18 protein-coding genes are annotated in these 18,198 nt (G+C 71.2%); 10 read left to right on the forward strand and 8 right to left on the reverse strand.

What is annotated here, in order from left to right:
- Window positions 1–62: 62 nt before the first annotated feature.
- Together WBN91_RS01955 and WBN91_RS01960 are read right to left on the reverse strand one after the other, a co-directional pair.
- Window positions 63–1,823 (reverse strand): S9 family peptidase, encoded by a 1,761-nt coding sequence (locus WBN91_RS01955; protein WP_337722836.1) that lies wholly within the window; start codon window positions 1,821–1,823, stop codon window positions 63–65.
- On the reverse strand, window positions 1,820–3,163 hold the full coding sequence (locus WBN91_RS01960) for a M20/M25/M40 family metallo-hydrolase (protein ID WP_337722837.1): 1,344 nt from the start codon (window positions 3,161–3,163) through the stop codon (window positions 1,820–1,822). The genes WBN91_RS01955 and WBN91_RS01960 overlap by 4 nt, the downstream gene beginning before the upstream one ends.
- Window positions 3,164–3,252: 89 nt before the next feature.
- On the opposite strand from WBN91_RS01960, the gene WBN91_RS01965 reads away from it, so the two are divergent.
- Window positions 3,253–3,780 carry an ArsR/SmtB family transcription factor gene (locus tag WBN91_RS01965; RefSeq protein WP_337722838.1) on the forward strand — a complete coding sequence of 176 codons (528 nt, stop codon included), beginning with the start codon at window positions 3,253–3,255 and terminating at the stop codon, window positions 3,778–3,780.
- Here the strand turns inward: WBN91_RS01965 and WBN91_RS01970 are convergent.
- Window positions 3,744–4,319, reverse strand: coding sequence for a TetR/AcrR family transcriptional regulator (locus WBN91_RS01970; RefSeq protein ID WP_337722839.1), 576 nt, complete (start codon window positions 4,317–4,319; stop codon window positions 3,744–3,746). The genes WBN91_RS01965 and WBN91_RS01970 overlap by 37 nt on opposite strands.
- 107 nt (window positions 4,320–4,426) lie before the next feature.
- On the opposite strand from WBN91_RS01970, the gene WBN91_RS01975 reads away from it, so the two are divergent.
- The 3 genes from WBN91_RS01975 to WBN91_RS01985 all read left to right on the forward strand — a co-directional run bounded on the left by WBN91_RS01975 (window position 4,427) and on the right by WBN91_RS01985 (window position 6,275).
- Window positions 4,427–5,347, forward strand: a complete 921-nt coding sequence (locus WBN91_RS01975; RefSeq protein WP_337722840.1) for an SDR family NAD(P)-dependent oxidoreductase — start codon at window positions 4,427–4,429, stop codon at window positions 5,345–5,347.
- A gap of 86 nt (window positions 5,348–5,433) precedes the next feature.
- Window positions 5,434–6,048 (forward strand): cysteine hydrolase, encoded by a 615-nt coding sequence (locus tag WBN91_RS01980; RefSeq protein ID WP_337722841.1) that lies wholly within the window; start codon window positions 5,434–5,436, stop codon window positions 6,046–6,048.
- A 65-nt stretch (window positions 6,049–6,113) separates the two neighbouring features.
- Window positions 6,114–6,275, forward strand: a complete 162-nt coding sequence (locus tag WBN91_RS01985; RefSeq protein WP_337722842.1) for a hypothetical protein — start codon at window positions 6,114–6,116, stop codon at window positions 6,273–6,275.
- Between the two features lie 732 nt (window positions 6,276–7,007).
- Here WBN91_RS01985 and WBN91_RS01990 read toward each other — a convergent pair.
- The gene (locus tag WBN91_RS01990; protein ID WP_337722843.1) at window positions 7,008–7,577 is read right to left on the reverse strand and encodes a hypothetical protein; all 570 of its coding nucleotides are present in this window, start codon (window positions 7,575–7,577) and stop codon (window positions 7,008–7,010) included.
- A 68-nt stretch (window positions 7,578–7,645) separates the two neighbouring features.
- Window positions 7,646–9,973 carry an immune inhibitor A domain-containing protein gene (locus tag WBN91_RS01995; RefSeq protein WP_337722844.1) on the reverse strand — a complete coding sequence of 776 codons (2,328 nt, stop codon included), beginning with the start codon at window positions 9,971–9,973 and terminating at the stop codon, window positions 7,646–7,648.
- A gap of 232 nt (window positions 9,974–10,205) precedes the next feature.
- On the opposite strand from WBN91_RS01995, the gene cysS reads away from it, so the two are divergent.
- The 4 genes from cysS (at window position 10,206) to WBN91_RS02015 (ending at window position 13,502) form a co-directional block, all read left to right on the forward strand.
- On the forward strand, window positions 10,206–11,579 hold the full coding sequence (cysS, locus tag WBN91_RS02000; protein ID WP_337722845.1) for a cysteine--tRNA ligase: 1,374 nt from the start codon (window positions 10,206–10,208) through the stop codon (window positions 11,577–11,579).
- 104 nt (window positions 11,580–11,683) lie between these two features.
- A complete protein-coding gene (locus tag WBN91_RS02005) occupies window positions 11,684–12,250 on the forward strand; it encodes a superoxide dismutase (protein ID WP_337722846.1) in 567 nt (188 codons plus the stop codon).
- A gap of 60 nt (window positions 12,251–12,310) precedes the next feature.
- Window positions 12,311–13,216, forward strand: a complete 906-nt coding sequence (locus tag WBN91_RS02010; RefSeq protein WP_337722847.1) for an NAD-dependent protein deacetylase — start codon at window positions 12,311–12,313, stop codon at window positions 13,214–13,216.
- Between the two features lie 109 nt (window positions 13,217–13,325).
- Window positions 13,326–13,502, forward strand: coding sequence for a hypothetical protein (locus WBN91_RS02015; protein WP_337722848.1), 177 nt, complete (start codon window positions 13,326–13,328; stop codon window positions 13,500–13,502).
- A gap of 65 nt (window positions 13,503–13,567) precedes the next feature.
- On the opposite strand, the gene WBN91_RS02020 is transcribed toward WBN91_RS02015, so the two are convergent.
- Window positions 13,568–13,939 (reverse strand): MerR family transcriptional regulator, encoded by a 372-nt coding sequence (locus tag WBN91_RS02020; protein ID WP_337722849.1) that lies wholly within the window; start codon window positions 13,937–13,939, stop codon window positions 13,568–13,570.
- A gap of 61 nt (window positions 13,940–14,000) precedes the next feature.
- Between WBN91_RS02020 and WBN91_RS02025 the strand changes: the two genes are divergently transcribed.
- Entirely contained in the window at window positions 14,001–15,140 is a 1,140-nt protein-coding gene (locus tag WBN91_RS02025; protein WP_337722922.1) for an MFS transporter, read from the forward strand.
- Here WBN91_RS02025 and WBN91_RS02030 read toward each other — a convergent pair.
- Window positions 15,133–15,720, reverse strand: a complete 588-nt coding sequence (locus tag WBN91_RS02030; RefSeq protein ID WP_443217639.1) for a TetR/AcrR family transcriptional regulator — start codon at window positions 15,718–15,720, stop codon at window positions 15,133–15,135. The genes WBN91_RS02025 and WBN91_RS02030 overlap by 8 nt on opposite strands.
- A 117-nt stretch (window positions 15,721–15,837) precedes the next feature.
- Entirely contained in the window at window positions 15,838–17,025 is a 1,188-nt protein-coding gene (locus WBN91_RS02035) for a peptidoglycan DD-metalloendopeptidase family protein (protein WP_337722850.1), read from the reverse strand.
- A gap of 225 nt (window positions 17,026–17,250) precedes the next feature.
- Between WBN91_RS02035 and WBN91_RS02040 the strand changes: the two genes are divergently transcribed.
- Window positions 17,251–18,174 (forward strand): helix-turn-helix domain-containing protein, encoded by a 924-nt coding sequence (locus WBN91_RS02040; protein WP_337722851.1) that lies wholly within the window; start codon window positions 17,251–17,253, stop codon window positions 18,172–18,174.
- Window positions 18,175–18,198 lie beyond the last annotated feature (24 nt).

Consider the following 18,198-nt stretch of genomic DNA (forward strand, 5'->3'; position numbering starts at 1 on the left):
ACAGATTTTCTTGATGTGAAAGTCAGTCACGTCCGGTGACCGGTGTTCGGCCGTCCGAGTGATCACAAGTGCGCACGGAACCACCCGACGATCAGATCGACCGTGTCGGCCAGGCCCTCGCGGTGCACCTCGTGACCCACGCCGGGGTGCAGTTCCAGCCGCACGGGCTTGCCCAGCTCCTTCAAGCGCGCATACATCCGCTCCGACTCCTCGGGGTTCACACGAGTGTCGTTCTCGCCGTGCAGCATGAGCACGGGCGCCTGCACCTGCTCGGCGTGCGTGATCGGACTGCGCTCGACCAGGGACGCCCGCTGCGCCGGGTCGTCCGGGTCGCCGATCCACTCCTTGGTGCGCCTGCGCCACGTCGGCGGGCAGTCCCGGATGTCGGTGAGCAGGTCCGAGGTGCCGCACTCGCTGACGGCCGCCTTGAACGTCCCGGGCAGCCGCGTGGTGCACGACAGCGCCGCGAAACCGCCGTAGGAAGCGCCGTGCACGCCCAAGCGGGTCTCGTCGGCCCACTCCACGTCCTTGAGCAGCGCGGCGGCAGCGGCCAGGTCCTCCAGGTCGCCGCCGCCCCAGTCCCCGTACACCAGGCGCTGGAACGCCAAGCCGTACCCGGATGAGCCCCGGAAGTTCGGTGCCAGCACGCCGATCCCGTTGGCCAGCAACGTCTGCACGGTCGGGTCGTAGGTCGGGGCGGCCTGCCACTCCGGGCCGCCGTGCACGGACAGGACGACCGGCGCGGCGACCGCGTTGTGCGGTTTGTAGAGCAGGCAGGGGATGCGCAGGCCGTCGCGGCTCACCGCGTGCACGACGGTGGGGGAGACGAGGTCGTCGGGCAGGCCCGCGCCGAAGTCGGTGATGCGCTCGGCGGTGCCGGCGTCGAGGTCGGTCAGGTAGAGCTCGGTGGCTGCGTCCGCGCGGGCCAGCTGGACCAGCAGGCGGCCGTCCGGGGTGAACCGCAGGGCGTGGCCGTCGTAGCCGAATTCGGCGACCGCGAGCCCGTCCGGGAGCCCGCGCACCGGGTGGACTTCGCCGTCCTGGGACCAGAACAGGCGGGTCCAGCCGTGCTCGTTCTCGCCCCACGCCAGCCGTGCGCCGGACACCGCGGCACCGGGCACGTCGGCGTCCGGCGTGTGCAGCCAGGTCAGCGTGCCGTCGAGGGACAGCGTGGCCAGACCGAGGAAGTCGCGGCCCTGTGTGGTGCACAGGACGATGCCGGTCGAGTCGGGCAGCCACGCCACCGGCAGGTACTTGGCGGGACCGGCGAAGTCCGTGATCTGTCGGACGGAGTCTTCGGACAAGTCCACCACGAACAGTTCGTGGTCGGCGTTCTGGTGGAACTTCAGGACCAGCAGCAGCCGCGAGTCGGGGGAGAAGCCCATCGGCAGGTAACGGTCGTCGCCGCGCAACACCATCCGCGACCCGTGCTCGTCACGCACGAACACGTCGAACACCTCTGGGTTACGTGCGTTGTTCGCGTACGCCAACAGCTTTCCATCGGCGCTGTAAGGATGCCCGGCACTGGCATAAGGAACACCGACCTCGCAGCGCACACCGTCCTCGGCCACCAACCAGGTGATCTCCCCGCTGTCGATGTCCACTTCGGCCAGCCGGTGCGCCTCGCCACCGTCGGGATCGGTCAGCACCAGCAACTTCGTGCCGTCGGGGTGCCATGCGCACCGCCGCGCCGACCCCGGCACGGGCACCAGCCGCCCGTCCACGAACGGCTGGACCTTGCCGGTGGCATCGCTGAGGTAGGCGATCCGCCCGTCCGGCCCGGGTTCCGCCCCGGACACCCACTCGAAGTCGGTCAGGCTCACCGCGCCACCTCTGCGATCGCGTGCTGCACCGTCGCCGCGGCCACGATCCCGCGCCGGAACCAGTCCAGCACCAGGTTCTCGTTGGGCGCGTGGTTGCACTCGTCGACGTTGGCCAGCGGCACGCCGTAGCACGGCACGTCCAGCTCGTCGGTGAACGGCGCGATCGGCAGGCTGCCGCCCAGCGCGGGCACCAGCAGCGGCTCCTCGCCGAGGCCCTCCCGCGCCCCGCGCAGGACCGCGTCGGTCCACGGCGTCTCGGGCAGCGTCCGGGACGGCTCCATCGCCGCGCCGGGCACGAACTCCACGTCCGGCGCGTGCCGGTCCAGGTGGGCGCGGATCGCGGCGGCCACGTCGGCCGCGCGCTGGCCGCCGACCAGCCGCATGTCGCACTTCGCGACCGCCACGTGCGGGATCACCGTTCGGTGCTCGCCGGCGTCCTCGCAGGTCAGCGAGTTGACGGTGAAGGTGGGGCCGGTGAGGCGCTCGTAGAAGCCCAGGTCGGCGGGCGGTTCCATGCCGGTCACGCCGATCTCCGCGAGCACCTGCGGCACGTCCACCGGCAGCGCGGCCAGCGCGGACCGCTCGCCGGGGCTCAGTTCGCCCACGGCGTCGGCGAAACCGTCGATCAGCACCCGGCCGTCCGGGGCGCGCATGGTGCCCAGCGCGTGCACCAGCCGCCAGGCCGGGTTCGGCGCGATCCCGCCCCAGTTGCCCGAGTGCAGTGCGCCCGACGCGCCTCGCGCTCGCAGCTCGAAGGCCAGCACACCGCGCACGCCGAGGACGACCGACGCCCGCCCCGACTCGTGCACCGGCCCGTCGCTCCACACCACCAGGTCCGGTTTCTCCAGCTGCCGCAACGCCTTCGCCAGGTTCGGGCTGCCGATCTCCTCCTCGCCGTCCAGCAGCACGGTGACCCGGCACGGGAGGCCGCCGAGGTCCCGCAGTGCGCGCAGCCCGAGGAGCTGGGCGAGATGTTGGCCCTTGTTGTCGCCGGTGCCGCGCCCGTACATGCGGCCGTCGCGGACGTCGGGCTGGAACGGCGGCGTGACCCACTCGTGCAGCGGCCCGGCGGGCTGGACGTCGTAGTGGCCGTAGACCAGGACGTGCGGCGCGCCCGGCGGTCCCGGCGCGGTGCCCACCAGGGCCGGCCACCCGCCCGTCTCCACCACTTCCGGCGTCAACCCGCTGCGGCGCAACAGTTCCACGCCGTGCGCCACCGCGCCGGACATGCCCTCGCCGGTGCGACTGACGCTGGGCTGCGCGATCCACGCGGCCAGCTCCGCCACCAGCTCCGGCTCCCGCTCGCGCACCCAGGCCCCGACCCGTTCCGCCAGCCCCATGACGCCTCCGATTTCACAAAGTGCAATCGATGGCAGTGAAGCAAATCACTGGCGCGCGCGGCAAGGGCCCTTCCGTTAACCTTCGACGCGTGCCCGCAGACCCACCCGCCCGAACCGCGTCGGTCGAGGAGTTGAAGGCGCTGGCGCACCCGCTGCGGTGGCGCATCCTCCGGCTGTGCGTCGACCGCGCGTGGACCAACCAGGAGCTGGCCGAACGCCTCGACGTCGCGCCCGCGACCGTCCTGCGGCACGTGCGCGCCCTGGTCGGCACCGGTTTCCTGGCCGCCGAACCGGTGCGCACGGGCGCCAAAGGCGCGTTGGAACGCCCTTACCGTGCGACCGGACGCACCTGGCGGCTCGGTTTGGTGGACGACGGTGAGGGCTTGGCGCAGCAGGTCGACCTGGCGATGTTGGGCGCGCACCGCGCCGAGATCATCGAGGCCGGCCCGGACGCGAGCCGGGACGTGCGGCGCGGGATCCTCAGGCTCGGCCCCGGGTCGCAGGCCGAGCTGAACGCGCGCCTGCTGGAGCTGCTCACCGAGTTCATCGAGCGCGACGAACCGGAGGGTGAGCCGTTGAGCTACCTCTGGTCGTTGGTGGCGCGGCCGGACCGGTAGCGCAGGCCGTCCATCACCAGGTCCAGCATCCGGCCGGCCTGTTCGGGGTCGGCCGGCTCCATCGCGGCCAGGCCGACGCCGCCGAGCGTGCTCAGCAGGTCCATCGGCCGCACCCGCTCGCGCAGCGGGCCGCCGGCCGCGTCCAGCAGGGTGGTCACCGCGTCCAGCAGCAGCCGCCTGCTCTGCGCGAACGGGTCGCCGCCGGAGGCGATGACGGCCTTGAGCGCGTCGCCCATGCCCCGTTTGGTGCCCATGTACTCGACGAACTTGTCCATCCACGCCCGCAGCGCCCGCTCCGGCGGCAGCTGTGCCAGCAGCTCGGGCACCGAGTCGCACAGCTTCGCCAGCTCGCTGCGGTAGACGGCCTCGACCAGCGCCTCCCGGGTGGGGAAGTGGCGGTAGAGCGTGCCGATGCCGACTCCGGCCCGCTTGGCCACCGTCTCCAGGGCCACGTCGCCGTCGGCGGAGAACGCCTCCAGGGCCACCGCGATCAGCTTGTCGCGGTTGCGCTGGGCATCGGCGCGCAGCGGGCGTGTCATAGCGACTCCTGGTGTGGTGCAGGTCACAGTGCTAAGTGGAGGAACCTCCGGTTACTGTCGAATTAGCGGAGGCACCTCCGCTTCAAGCCTAACAGAGAGACAGACCCGTGTCCGAGCGCATCACCACGCCCTTCACCTTCGACTCCACCGCCGCCGAGGTGGTGGCGGGCGTCGACCTGACCGGGAAGCGCGCCGTCGTCACCGGCGGCGCGTCCGGCATCGGCGTCGAGACCGCCCGCGCCCTGGCCGCCGCCGGCGCCGAGGTCACCCTCGCCGTCCGCAACGTCGAGGCCGGGCGGCGCACCGCCGCCGACATCGAGGCCACCACCGGCCGGGAGGTCCGCGTCGCCCCGCTCGACCTGGCCGACCAGGCCTCCGCCGCCGCCTTCGCGGCCAACTGGGACGGCCCGCTGCACATCCTGGTCGACAACGCCGGCGTCATGGCCTCCCCGGAGACCCGCACGCCGGAAGGCTGGGAACTCCAGTTCGCCACCAACCACCTGGGCCACTTCACGCTGACCACCGGCCTGCACCGGGCGCTGGCCGCCGAAGGCGCACGGGTCGTCGTGGTCAGCTCCAGCGCCCACCTCATGTCCCCGGTGGTGTTCGAGGACATCCACTTCCACGACCGCCCGTACGAGCCGTGGTCCGCCTACGGCCAGTCCAAGACCGCCAACATCCTGTTCGCCGTCGAGGCGGCGCAGCGGTGGGCCGCCGACGGGATCACCGTCAACGCCCTCATGCCCGGCAGCATCGCGACCAACCTCCAGCGGCACGTCGACCCCGAGGAGATGGCGCGGCTCATCGCGACCGTGCCCGACCGCGTGGTCAAGACCGTCGAGCAGGGCGCGGCGACCTCGGTGCTGCTGGCGGCGTCACCGCTGGTCGAGGGCGTGACCGGCCGGTACTTCGAGGACTCCAACGAGGCCCTGCCCCACCAGGGCGGACTGGTGAACGGTGTCGCGGCCTACGCGCTGGACCCCGAGGCGGCCTCGCGGCTGTGGAAGGTCTCCGAGGAGACGGTCTGACGCCACCCGTCCGCTGCATTGCCGCGCCCCGCCGGCGGCCGTTGAATCGGCTACGGCCGTGCCGCCGACAAGCAGGGGAGTGCCCGATGACCGAACTCACGCTCGACCCCGCCAAGACCGCCGTGGTGCTCATCGAGTACCAGAACGACTTCACCAGCGAAGGCGGCGTCCTGCACGACGCCGTCAGCCCGGTCATGGCGGACACGGGCATGCTGCCCAAGACCGTGGCGCTGGTGGAGGCGGCCCGCGCGGCCGGAGCCACCGTGATGCACGCGCCCATCACCTTCGCCGAGGGCTACCACGAGATCTCGCGGCACCCCTACGGCATCCTCAAGGGCGTCGTGGACGGCAAGGCGTTCGTGAAGGGCACCTGGGGCGCGGCGATCGTCGACGACCTCACGCCCCAGCAGGGCGACATCGTCGTCGAGGGCAAGCGCGGGCTGGACACGTTCGCCAGCACCAACCTCGATTTCATCCTGCGCAGCAAAGGCATCGACACCATCGTGCTCGGTGGGTTCCTCACCAACTGCTGCGTCGAATCGACCATGCGCACCGGCTACGAGAACGGCTACAAGGTCATCACCCTGACCGACTGCGTGGCGGCGACCTCGGCCGAAGAGCACGAGAACGCGATCAAGTTCGACTACCCGATGTTCTCGGTGACGGCGACGGCCGAGGAGGTCACCGCGGCCCTGCGGTGAAACGCGAACCCTAAGCTTTTCTCAAATCCTTCGACGGGTGTGACGCAGGTCCCTAACCTTGCGTCATGAGGCTGCTGCTTTGGACCGTCCTGGTCTGCGCATGCGCAGTCCGGGGTGGGGAAACGCTGGTCCTGGTGTCGGGCGCGCTGCTCGCCGGCTGCGCGGTCGACCACTCCTTCGTGCGGCGCAAGCGGGTGCGCGCGGACGAGGTCCGCGTCGCCCGCTAGCCGCCGGGCTGCTCCACAGTGGACTTCGGCCTTTCGTGCGTGCCCAGGGCGATCACGGGCTCTGGACGACGATGAAGGGCCGGGGAGCCCCGTGGACGGACTCCCCGGCCTCCGCAGGCGTCAAGCGGGACTGGGGGACCTCGCCTGACGCGAAGCCTGCGTGCCCTTGTGCCGGAGAAGGTGCGAAGCGTTCCGCATCGGAAACGTCAAAAGGAGATCCCACAAATCCCCACGCCCCCGTCCCCCGGAGGAACCGCGCGATGTCCCGATCGGCGGCCCGGGGAGGACCGTATTCGGCGTGGCACCAATTCGGGAAGCGGCTGAACGGGTGAATTGGGCGATGGCGCGCGCACTCGGTCAGGTCGTCCGTTCTGTATTGGGTACGTATCCCCGCGGACCTTGCCCCAATTGTGGAAAGTGATTCGCGGAGCAAGAATATTCCACGCCGCCGCTGTTCGCCGAGCGCCGCGGCGGTGCCGCCGAGGGGCGCGGGAGCCGCAACGGTGTGGTCGCGTTCGGCCGAACGCCGCACGCGGACGTCCGGGTGGCCGTGCCGGGAGCGCTCCTGGGCTACCCCGGTCGCGCCGAACGGCTCGACGCCGCACTCGGCGGGTTCGCGCCTCTACCCGGTCGGCGGGCGGCGCGCCGGCGATTCCGGGTGAATTCGCCCGACCGGAAGCAGCTATTGCCCCGGACCGGCGCGGGTTTCCGCAGGACTCGGAAAACCGCAATTCAGGACCGGACCAGCGTCGCCACGAGTTGTTCCAACGCACCCAGGTGCGTGGCGCGGATGCGGGCGTACTCGGCCTCCGTCGCGCCGGTCATCGTGGTGGTGACGGTGATGTCCAGCGGTTCGGCCAGCTCGGGCAGTGCGATCAGGGTCCGGCCCCGGCCGGTGGCGACCTTCGCGTAGTGCCCGGCGACGGTGCGCTGCTCGTGCGGCGGGTAGGCGGCTTTGAGGTCCTCGAACGCGCTGCCGCCGTCCGGGCCGCGGTCGGCGAACACCGCGATCTCCACCGATTCCACGTGCGGGGTGCCGCGCCCGCCCGGAGGGAACGCCCACTTGCCATAGGCCCGCAGTGGTCGCGGGTCGGTCGGGTCGGCGGTGCAGCGGGCGGCGTCCACGGCCAGGCCTTCGTCGCGCATCCACGCCACCAGGTCGCCGGGGTCGTCGCACAGGCTGACCCGCAGCGGCTCGGTGGTGGTGGTCTGGGCGGGACTGGCCGGTGCGGGCTGTTGTGCGCAGCCGGTCAGGGACAGGAAGGCGACGAGGGCGGCGGCGGTGCCGCGTGATCTCACCATGTCCGTCTACATCGCCGGACGGGCGCCGGACGTGACACTGAATTGATCACGTCCGGCGCCGCGACCGTCTACTTGGTGCTGAACAGCTTGACCCGCATCGACGTGCCGGATTGGGTCAACACGCGTAGACCGACGCCGACCGCGGGCAGCTTGACGCCGGTCGTCGGGGTCTCCGGGTACCAGAACTGCTTGGTGTCGTCGAACACCGGCCGCGCCGGCTGACCGCGCACATAGGACGCCTTGCCGTTGATGTGCAGCGTGAACGAGTCCGACTTCTGCAACCCGAACGGCGCGTCGTAACCGCCCACGGTCGGCGACCAAGGCCGGCCTTCGAGGTGGTAGATCGGCGCGGGGTTGGCGTCGATCGGCAGGATCAGGCCCTCACCGGGGTGCTCGCTGGTGTTGTTGTCCAGGAAGCTGGTGTCCCAGAGCGACACCAGCAGGCCGTCCTGGTAGGGGAAGTGCTCCACCCAGTCCGGCTTGTCCGGGAAGCTGTAGCGGTACGGGCCGGTGCGGTTGTAGGCGCCGTAGGACTCGTAGGTCCGGTTCGAGGCGATGTAGAACTGGTCGAACGCCTTGGTCTCGGTGCCCGCCGTGGCCCGGAAACCCTTGAGCGTCCAGCCGGAACCGGTCTCGGCGCCGTCCTCCAGCACCGGCGCGCCGTCCGCGGTCACCGTGATCGCGTCGGCGAAGAACCCTTGCAGCGCAAGGCCGCCATCGGTCCGGTAGGCGAAGCGCAGCTTGGTGTTCTGGCCCGCGTACGTGGTCAGCGGGACGCGGACATCGACCCAACGGCCACCCGACGTGCCGCTGATCGACGGCGCGTTGCCCGAGTCGCGGACGAACGGCTTGCCGTCCACGGTGCCGTCGAGCTGGGTCCAGCTGCCGTCGGCGTTGGCGGCCTCGACGTAGAGGTAGTCGAAGTCCTCCTCGATGTCGAAGCGCGCCTTCAGGGTCAGTTCGGCGGTGGACTTGCCGGTCAGGTCCACCGGCCGGGTCATCGAGTGGTCGAGGTCGTTGCCCTTGTCGCTCCACCACATCTTCGAGCCCGCGAACGGGTCGCCGTAGTCGAAGGTCTTGGACACGTCCGGCAGCACGACCACCAGGCCCTGCGCCCGCTCGCTGTTGTACTCGTGCGGGCCGAGGTCGAACACCCGCTCCTGGCCCGCCACGGCGACCTCGTAGTCCAGCCAGCCCAGCTGGAGCTTGTCCCACGCGGACAGCTCGTTGGCGCGGGTGCCCGGCGGCTCGTTGCCGACGCCGACGCGGGTCTGGCCCATCAGCGACCACCAGTTGACGCCGTTGGTGCCGCCGCCGCTGGTGTCGTAGTGGTCGGGCAGGCCCAGGTCGTGGCCGTACTCGTGGGCGAACACGCTGACGCCGCCGTTCTCCGGCTGCATCGTGTAGTCGCCGACCCACAGGCCCGTGTCGCCGATGGGCGCGCCGCCGAGCTTGTTGCTCCCCGGGCCGGAGTTGTAGTTCTTGAACGCGTACCCGCGGTGGCTCCAGATCGCGTCCTCGCCCTGCCACGGGTCGCCGTCGGCCTGGTCGCCGCCCGCGTGCACGACCTGGAAGTGGTCGAGGTAGCCGTCCGACTCGGAGAACTCGCCATCGGCGTCGAAGTCGTAGCGGTCCCAGGTGTCGTACTCGGCCAGCTGGGCGCGGAAGTCCTCGGTGGAACGGCCCGCGGCCTTCTGGTCGGCGAACCACTGGGCGACGGCGTCGCGCACCAGGTCGTAGGAGTTGTTGCAGACGTTGCCGCCGCACGGGTAGCCGTTGGACCGGCCGTAGCGGGCCTCGTTGTAGCGGACCTTCACCCAGTCGGTGACCGTGCCCTCGACGGTGTAGCGGCCGGAGGACTGCTTGTCGAAGTAGGTGGCCACCGAGTTCGCGCCGGGCGCGGTGGCGAAGTACAGGTCCTCGAAGTAGGCGCGGCTGAAGTCCGGGTGCCAGATGGTGGTGTTGTCCACCGCGCGGTCGGGCTCGGGGATCGCGTTGTGCGCCGGGCCGTCGAACCGCTTCGGGCCGGGGGTGGCGGGCGCGGTGTCCTGGTCGGGGTACTGCGGGTGGCGCTCGTCGCCGAACTCGGCGAGCACGACGAAGACCTTGTCGGTCTTCTGGCGCTCCAGCTCGACGTACTGGTCGACCTTGCCGTTCTTGCCGCCCAGCTTCACGACCTTGCTGCCGTCGCGCTGCACCGCGGTGGCCTCGCCGGTCAGCACCTTGGCCAGCGCTTCTTGCTTCAACGCCCGCCGCTTGTCCTCCAACGGGTGCGGCAGCTCGTCGGTGACCTGCGGCGGCTGTTCGGCGGTGGTCTCGGGGGCGGCGTGGGCCGCGGGCGCCAGTCCTGCGGTCAGCAGGGCGAGCGTCGCGGCGGTGGTTAAGAGTCTTCGCACGAGTCCTCCTCACTCGGGTCCCGGTGACGTTGCCGCAGGCGTCGGTGGGCCGGGCACGGCCGGAAGTCGGGTTCGACGGAGGGTGATCACGGAGCGTGGTTGCTGCTACACTCCGTTCTTGTGTGGGTCATCTTCGGTTCTTCCGACGATGCGGTGCGCCGTGTCGTGGCCGAGTGTCGGGCGTCGGTGAATTCTTAAACACCGATTCCAAACACCCGAGGGAGAACTTGCGGTGTCCGTTCGCCTTTTCAACACGCTCACCAAGAGCAAAGAACCGTTCGAGCCGATGACGCCCGGCGTGGTCCGGATGTTCGTCTGCGGCCCGACCGTCTACGACTACAGCCACATCGGCCACGCCAAGACCTACACGCATTTCGACTTCGTCGCGCGTTTCCTCAAGAACCGCGGCTTCGACGTCACGTATGCGCAGAACATCACCGACGTGGACGACAAGATCATCAAGCGGGCGGCCGAGCTGGGCGTCCTGCCGCGCGAGCTGTCGGCCCGGTTCGAGGCGCGCTACCTGGAGGACATGGCGGCGCTGCGCAACACGTCCGTCGACACCTACGAGCGCGCCCACGACCACATCGACGACATCGTCGCCCAGGTGCAGGCGCTGATCGACCGCGGCCACGCCTACCGGCTCGACGACGGCTGGTACTTCGACCTGTCCACCTTCCCCGACTACGGCAAGCTGTCCGGCCGCACGCACGTCGAGGCGGAGGACTCCGTCGCCCGCATCGACGAGCACGCCGGCAAGCGCAACCCGGGCGACTTCGCGCTGTGGAAGGCGCGCAAGCCCGGCGAGCCGTACTGGGACACGCCGCTTGGCCCCGGCCGGCCCGGCTGGCACATCGAGGACACCGCGATCACCGAGGCCGTGTTCGGGCCGCAGTACGACCTGCACGGCGGCGCGGTGGACCTGATCTTCCCGCACCACGAGGCCGAGATCGCCCAGCAGGAGGCGGCGTCGGGCAAGGTCCCGCTGGTGCGGCACTGGCTGCACGCCGGGCTGCTGCGCGTGGACGGCGCGAAGATGGCCAAGAGCGCGGGCAACTTCCTGACCATCCGGCAGGCGCTGGAGCTGGCCGACTTCCGCACCCTCCGGTACGCGTTCCTCAGCCAGCACTACCGGTCGTCGATGGAGTTCAACGACGTCACCCTGGCGCACGCCCGCGCGGCCCGGCGGCGGGTGGAGAACTTCGCGCGGCTGGTGGACCCGCGGCACGTCGAGTCGGCGGCGGCGCTGGAACTGGTCGAGCGGACGCGGGAGCGGTTCTTCGCCCACCTGGAGGACGACCTGGACACGCCCGGCGCGATGGCCGCGCTGTTCGAGTACGTCCGCGAGCAGAACCGGACCGGCGAGCCACCGGGCCCGGCCGCGCTGGCGCTGCTGCGCGAGGTGGACGGCCTGTTCGACGCCTTCGACCTGGAGCAGCCGGCCGGCGAGGACGCCTACGTGGCGGCCGAACTGGCCCGGCGGCGGGAGCTGCGGGCGGCCCGGAGGTTCGCCGAGGCGGACAAGATCCGGGACGGCCTGCGCGACCGCGGAATCGCGATCGAGGACACGGCCGACGGCACCCGGTGGTGGTACCAAAACGGGTGAGCCGGGTGTTTTTCGCATTCGTTCACCAATTCGTGGTAGATCACCGTGCTAGCGTCGCGGTGCAGGCAGACAACCGGCCGCCGACCATTCGGAAAGGCATTCGCGTGAAGCGTCTCCTCACCCTTGTCGGCGCGGCGCTCGTCGTCACCGCCGGCACCGCGACCGCGGCCCCCGAGGACACCGGCGGCGGCAACGGCGTCGCGGTGACCGTCGCGCGGTTCGCGACCCCGGACGTGGCCACGAAAGCGTTCACCTACGACACCGCGCTCATCGCGCCGGGCGCCAAGGTGCTCGTGGTCGCCACGCCGCGACGGGACAGCACGAAGGTGCTGCTGAGCGTCTACGGGCTGGTGCCCAACCGCACCTACGGCTCGCACGCGCACGAGAAGCCGTGCGGGCCGTCCCCGACCGACGCCGGCGCGCACCACCAGCACGTGGTGGACCCGAACCAGCCCTCGGTGGACCCGACCTACGCCAACCCCACCAACGAGATCTGGCTGGACTTCACCACCGACGACCGCGGCCACGCGGTGATCACGACAACCGTGCCCTGGCAGTTCACCGACCGCCGCGCGGGCTCCGTCGTGATCCACGCGCAGAAGACGGCCACCGAACCCGGGAAGGCGGGCACGGCCGGGCCGCGCCTGGGCTGCGCGACGGTCAAGTTCTAGCCGAGGGCCGTGCCGGGTGAACCGGCCGGCTGCGCCCCGAGCCGACGTAAGCTGGAGCGCGTGCGCACGCGCCCCACGTTGAGCTGGACCGACACCGCCGCGCCCCTGCCGCGCGCCACCAGCCTGGACGAGGTCGTCCCGGTGGTCGCGCGGGGTGGTGCGGTGGTGCTCAGCGGCGCCGGGTTGTCCACCGAGTCGGGGATCCCGGACTACCGGGGCGCGACCGGCAGCCTGCGCCGGCACACGCCGATGACCTACGACGAGTTCGTCGGCAGCGTCGACGGCCGCCGCCGGTACTGGGCGCGCAGCCACCTCGGCTGGCGCACCATCGCCCGCGCCCGCCCCAACGACGGCCACCACGCCGTCCACGCGTTGCGCGAAGCGGGCTTCGTCTCTGGTGTCATCACGCAGAACGTCGACGGCCTGCACCACGCGGCGGGCACGCGGGACGCCGTCGAGCTGCACGGCAACCTCGACCGCGTGCTGTGCCTGGACTGCCGCCGCACCACGCCCCGCGAGGACCTCGACCGCCGGCTGCGCGAGGCCAACCCCGACTTCCGGGCCACCGCCACGCGCATCAACCCCGACGGGGACGTGGAGCTGTCGGCGGAGGACGTGCGCGACTTCCGGGTCGTGCCGTGCGCGGACTGCGGCGGGGTGCTCAAGCCGGACGTGGTGTTCTTCGGCGAGAACGTGCCCAAGCCGCGCGTGGACGAGTGCTTCCGGCTGGTGGACGCGGCCCGGTCCCTTGTGGTGCTGGGGTCTTCGCTGACGGTCATGTCCGGGCTGCGGTTCGTGCGGCACGCGGCGAAGGCGGGGAAGACGGTGGTGATCGTCAACCAGGGTCGCACGCGCGGTGACGTGCACGCGTCGGTCCGGGTGGACCTGCCGCTGGGGCGTGCGCTGACCGACCTGTGTTCGGTGCTGCGGCACGGTGATCGCGCAGGGAATCCGACTTCACCCTGATGCAGCAACGGAAACCCGCTTGTCATCCCGCGGAAACGGGTAAGTGACAGACATCCACCCACTCGGCCCCCCTCCCGGGGCCGCCACCCCACCCCGCGAGGAGGTCGTGATGGCGCATGTCCGGGATCTGATCGACATCCGCAGCGGTGACGAGTTCGACCAGCCCGTGCCCTTCGGGCTGGTGTACCCGCTGCGCAACGCGGACGGCTCCGCGCCGCCCAGCCAGCGCGGCCGGACGTGGGAGCACCTCACCGCCTCCGGCCGCGAGCTGCGCCCCGCCCAGTGATCGCGCCCGCACCGGCGGAACCCGTCGTCCGGTGTCCCGCCGGTGCGGAAACCGTTATGCCCCAACTATCGCCGACCGTTGTACTCCTTGACCGCGTCCAGGTACTCGGAGATCGCGTCGCGGTTGCGGGTCAGGCACGCCACCCGCGCGGTCATGCGGTCGCGTTCCCGTTCCAGGGTCGCGAGCATTTCCGGTGTGGCGTCGGGGAAGTAGATGGCGCGCGGCTTGTCCAGGCAGGGCAGGATCTGCTTGATGATCCGGGTCGGCAGGCCCGCGTCGAGCAGGCCTCGGATCTGGAGGACGCGGTCCACCAGGCGCTCGTCGTAGGCGCGGTAGCCGTTGGCGCAGCGGGTGGACACGATCAGGCCGCGTTCCTCGTAGTAGCGCAGGAGGCGGCGGGACGTCCCCGTTCGCTCCGCCAGCTCGCCGATGCGCATGTGCTCCCCCTCACTTTGACCTTCACACCTGTGTGAGGGTTTGAGCATACGGGTCATGGTGATGACATCGGTGAGGCTGCCGCTGGGGGCGCTGCTCGCCCTGACCACGGCGGCGTTCGTGACCGTCCTGACCGAGGCGCTGCCCGCCGGCGTCCTGCCCGCGATGAGCGCGGACCTGGGCGTGGGCGAGTCGGCGACGGGTCAACTGGTGACCGTGTACGCGATCGGGACGGCGATCACGGCCATCCCGCTGGTGGCGGCGACGGCGTCGTGGCGGCGCAGGCGGTTGTTGTTGGTGGCCGTGGTCGGGTTCGCGGTGGCCAACACGGTGACGGCGGTCTCGTCGGTCTACGCGGTGACGTTGGTGGCGCGGTTCGTGGCCGGTGTGGCGGCGGGCGTGGTGTGGGCGCTGCTGGCCGGTTACGCCCGTCGGGTGGCCCCGGTCGAGTTGGCGGGCAAGGCGATCGCGGTGGTGATGGCCGGCATCCCGCTGGCGCTGTCGCTGGGTGTTCCGGCGGGGACGTTCCTCGGGCAGGCCGTGGGCTGGCGGGTGGCGTTCTGGGTGATGACCGGGATCGCCGTGGTGCTGGTCGGGTGGATCGTGGTGGCCGTGCCCGACTTCCCCGGTGAGGCGGCGGGTCGGCGGCAGGTGGTGGCGGCGCTGCGGATGCCCGGGGTGGTGGCGGTGCTGGTCGTGACGGCGGCTTTCGTGTTGGGGCACAACATCCTCTACACCTACATCGCCACGTTCCTGGGTGCGGTGGGGATGGGCGGTTCGGTGGACGTCGTGCTGCTGGTGTTCGGGGTGGCGTCGATCGTGAGCATCTGGCTGGTGGGCGTGTCTATCGACCGGCGGCTACGGGCCTTGACGGTGGTGGCGACCTTGCTGGTGGCCGTCGGTGCCGCGGGGTTGCTGTTCGAGAGCCCAGGGGCGGTGTTCGTCGCGGTTGCGTTGTGGGGCTTGGGATGGGGTGGCGTGCCGACTTTGCTCCAGACCGCCGTCGCGCACGCCGGCGGTCCGGCGGCCGACACCGCGCAGGCCATGCTGGTGACCTTGTGGAACGTGGCTATGGCCGGCGGCGGTGTGGTGGGTGGTGTGCTGCTCGACGCGGCCGGCCCGACGTCGTTCCCGTGGAGTGTCCTGCTTCTGCTGGTCCCGGTGCTCGTGGTGGTGCGCCGGTTCCCTCGGGCGCTCAGCTGAGGGCGTCGGCGAGGCGCAGGGCGGCGCGGCGCACGCGGTCCGGGCCCAGATCGGGCAGGACCGCGTGCACGTGCTCGGCGGACAGGGCGGCCAGCAGGGTGTGCGCGTCGGCGTCCGGGTCGGGGCCGGTCAGCAGCAGGGCGAGGTGGCGGTGCCAGAAGCGGTAGGCGCCGATCCGGTAGCGAGCGGCCGGTGAGGCCGTCTCCGACATGCGGACCAGGGCCAGGTGGGGCAGCAGGTAGTCGAGGTAGGCCGCGACGAACGCCCTCACCCGGGCACGGGCGTCGGCCCCGGGTCCCAGCGGCGGCGGACCGGTCAGCACCGCCTCCTGGAGGGCGCGTTCCTGCTCGTCCAGCAACGCGGCGGCCAGCCCGGCCTTGTCCCCGAACCGGCGGAACAGCGTGCCCTTGCCCACCCCGGCCGCGGTAGCGATGGCGTCCATCGACACGGCCTCCACCCCGTGCTCCCGGAACAACCCGGCGGCAGCCTCCAACACCGCCACCCGGTTCCGCGCGGCATCAGCCCGCTCCTTCGGCCGTGAGCCGCGCAGGACGTGCAGTTCGTGGTCCGTCTCGGGCACAACCGGACTGTAGTCCAAATACCGTCCTCCGTACGATCGGAGCATGTTCTCGCTGGTCGAACCCGGCAGGGCCGTGGGCGGGTTCGGTGCAGGCCGGAGCCCGCCCACGGCCCCGGTTCAGCAAGCGGGCGCCACCGGGTCGTTGGAGCCCGTGTCCACGAACCCGTCGCTGATCCACTTGCCGTCCTGGAGGCGGTTCCACAGGTCGGTCGGACCCCACACGCCCCGCACCGTCTCACCGCGCGCGGTGCACGCGATCGACACGACGGTGCCGCTCGCGACCGTGCCCACGGTGTCGTAGCTGAGGCCGGGGCCGGAGCGCAGGTTCACCGAGCTGTTCGAGCCGCCGTTCACGGTGCCGGTCGGCAAGGTAGTCCCGGCGCCGTAGTTGGTGACCTTGCCGCCGACGTTCACGCGGGTGCTGCCGCGTTGCGCGTAGCCGCCGTAGGCCTGGGAGCCCTCGTAGAACGTCCAGCCGCCGATGATCATCCCGTGCACGCTGATGTGCGTGTTGCCCTTCAACAGCGAGAAGTGCACGTGCGCACCGGTGCTGGAACCGCCACACGGCAGTTCGTTGCCGATGTGCCCGAGGTACGTCCCGGTGCGCACGGCACTGCCGTCGGCCAAGGTGGTCAGGTCGTACATATGGTAGTACGTGGTGCTGTAACCGTTGTCGTGCACGACTTTCACGAGCGCACTACGACCCGCGATGCAGCTCTTGTAGACGCGCCCGGCACCGGCGGACAGCACACGCCCGTCGCCGCCGTTGAAGTCGATGGAACTGAACGGCCGGCTGCTGCCGCTGTTGCCGTGCGGACCGCCGCCCATCCACCACGCCACGCCCTGCGGCCACGGCAGGCCGAGGCCGGTGTCGGCGAGGGTCTGGACGCCGGAGGCGTTGTTGCGGAACGTCTCTTTCTCGCCGGCGCTGAGGACGGGTGCGTCCTGCGCCATCGAAGCGAACCCGGGAGTGCCGTCGAACTCGACCTTCCAGGAGCCGCGGTCGCGCCGCGCCAGGAACAGGGCCATCAGCGGAGCCCCGTGTTCCTGCCCGTACGCCAGGGGGACGGTGGTGCTGCCGAACACCCAGTCACCGGACACCCGGGTTGGTTCGAACAGCGGCTCGCGCAGCGACCGGGTGCCCCACTGCTCTTGCAGCGCGGCACCGTGCTTCGCGAGCACGGCGGAGCGGACGGTCGTCGCCAGGTCCGGCTGCGCGGTGGCGGTCGGCGGCCCGACCAGCACCGCCGCGCCGGCGACCAGCGACGCCCCGAGAGCGAGGAATCGCCGCAGGGTAAAGGACATGTGCCCTCCAGGACACTTGCAGGGAACCGGCGGCCCGGTGCAGGGAGGACCGCCGCGCGCCCGATGACACCCCCGCCTCCGCCGAGTGGTCAAGACCACCCGGAGCCCGCGGCGCCTTACTGTGGAACTCGCGCCAAAACTGTGAACGGCTACCGTCGTTCGTCGGTCATGCCGGGCGGAACCGGGCTCCTAGACTGTTTTCTTCCACAGTCGAGGGGGCACGCCGTGTCCGTCGGACCCGACGTCGACGTGCTGCTGCGCACCGGCCCGTTCCACGAGGCGCTGCGCGCGGCGATCGAGCGCAGCGGGCTGACCCTGGAACGCCTGCGGGACCGCCTCGCGCGGCGCGGCATCCACGTCAGCCTGGCCACGCTGAGCTACTGGCGGCTGGGGCGCAGCCGTCCCGAGCGGGCCGACTCGCTGCGGGCCGTGCAGGCCATCGAAGCCATCCTGGGGCTGCCGAGGCACTCGCTGGAGTCGCTGCTGGGTCCGCCCCGCCCGCGTGGCCGGTGGGCGGCGCGACGGCGGGCGACCGGCCGGTACGGCAGCATGTTGCAACCCGCGCAATCGCTGGCGGAGACGGTGGACGCGCTGGTCGGGCCGTCGGACGGCAACCTGCGGCTGTGGTGCCAGGACGACGCGGTGTCCGTCGACGGGTGCGGGACGATCCGGCGCGTGCACACCCGGCAGGTGCTGCTGGCCGTCGACGGCCACCCGGACCGGCACCTGGCGGTGTACTGCGCGGACCCGGGCACCGACCCGGACGCGATCGCGCCGGAGGCGGTGCAGAACTGCCGCCTGGGCCGGGTCCGACGGCACCCGCGCGCCCCGGTGATCGCGGTGGAACTGCTGCTCGACCACGCCCTGCGCGCCGGCCAGACGCACCTGCTGGAGTACGCGTTCACCGTGGAGGACGGCACGGAGGCCGTGGACTACCGCCGCGCGTTCCGCTACCCGGTGGGCAGTTACGTGGCGAGCGTCCGCTTCACCGAGCCGCGCCTGCCGGTGCGCTGCTTCGCACTGTCCCAACACGACGACGGCCCGGTGGAACCCGGCGCCGACCTGGTGCTCGCCCCCGGCCGCATGGCCCACCTGACCGCGAGGGACGTGCCGCGCGGTGTGCTCGGGATAGGGTGGGAGTGGAAATGACACCTTGTGCCCGATGCGGTGGAA

It is taken from the genome of Saccharothrix sp. CCNWYY140 (genome assembly GCF_037401995.1).
Classification (GTDB): Bacteria; Actinomycetota; Actinomycetes; order Mycobacteriales; family Pseudonocardiaceae; genus Actinosynnema.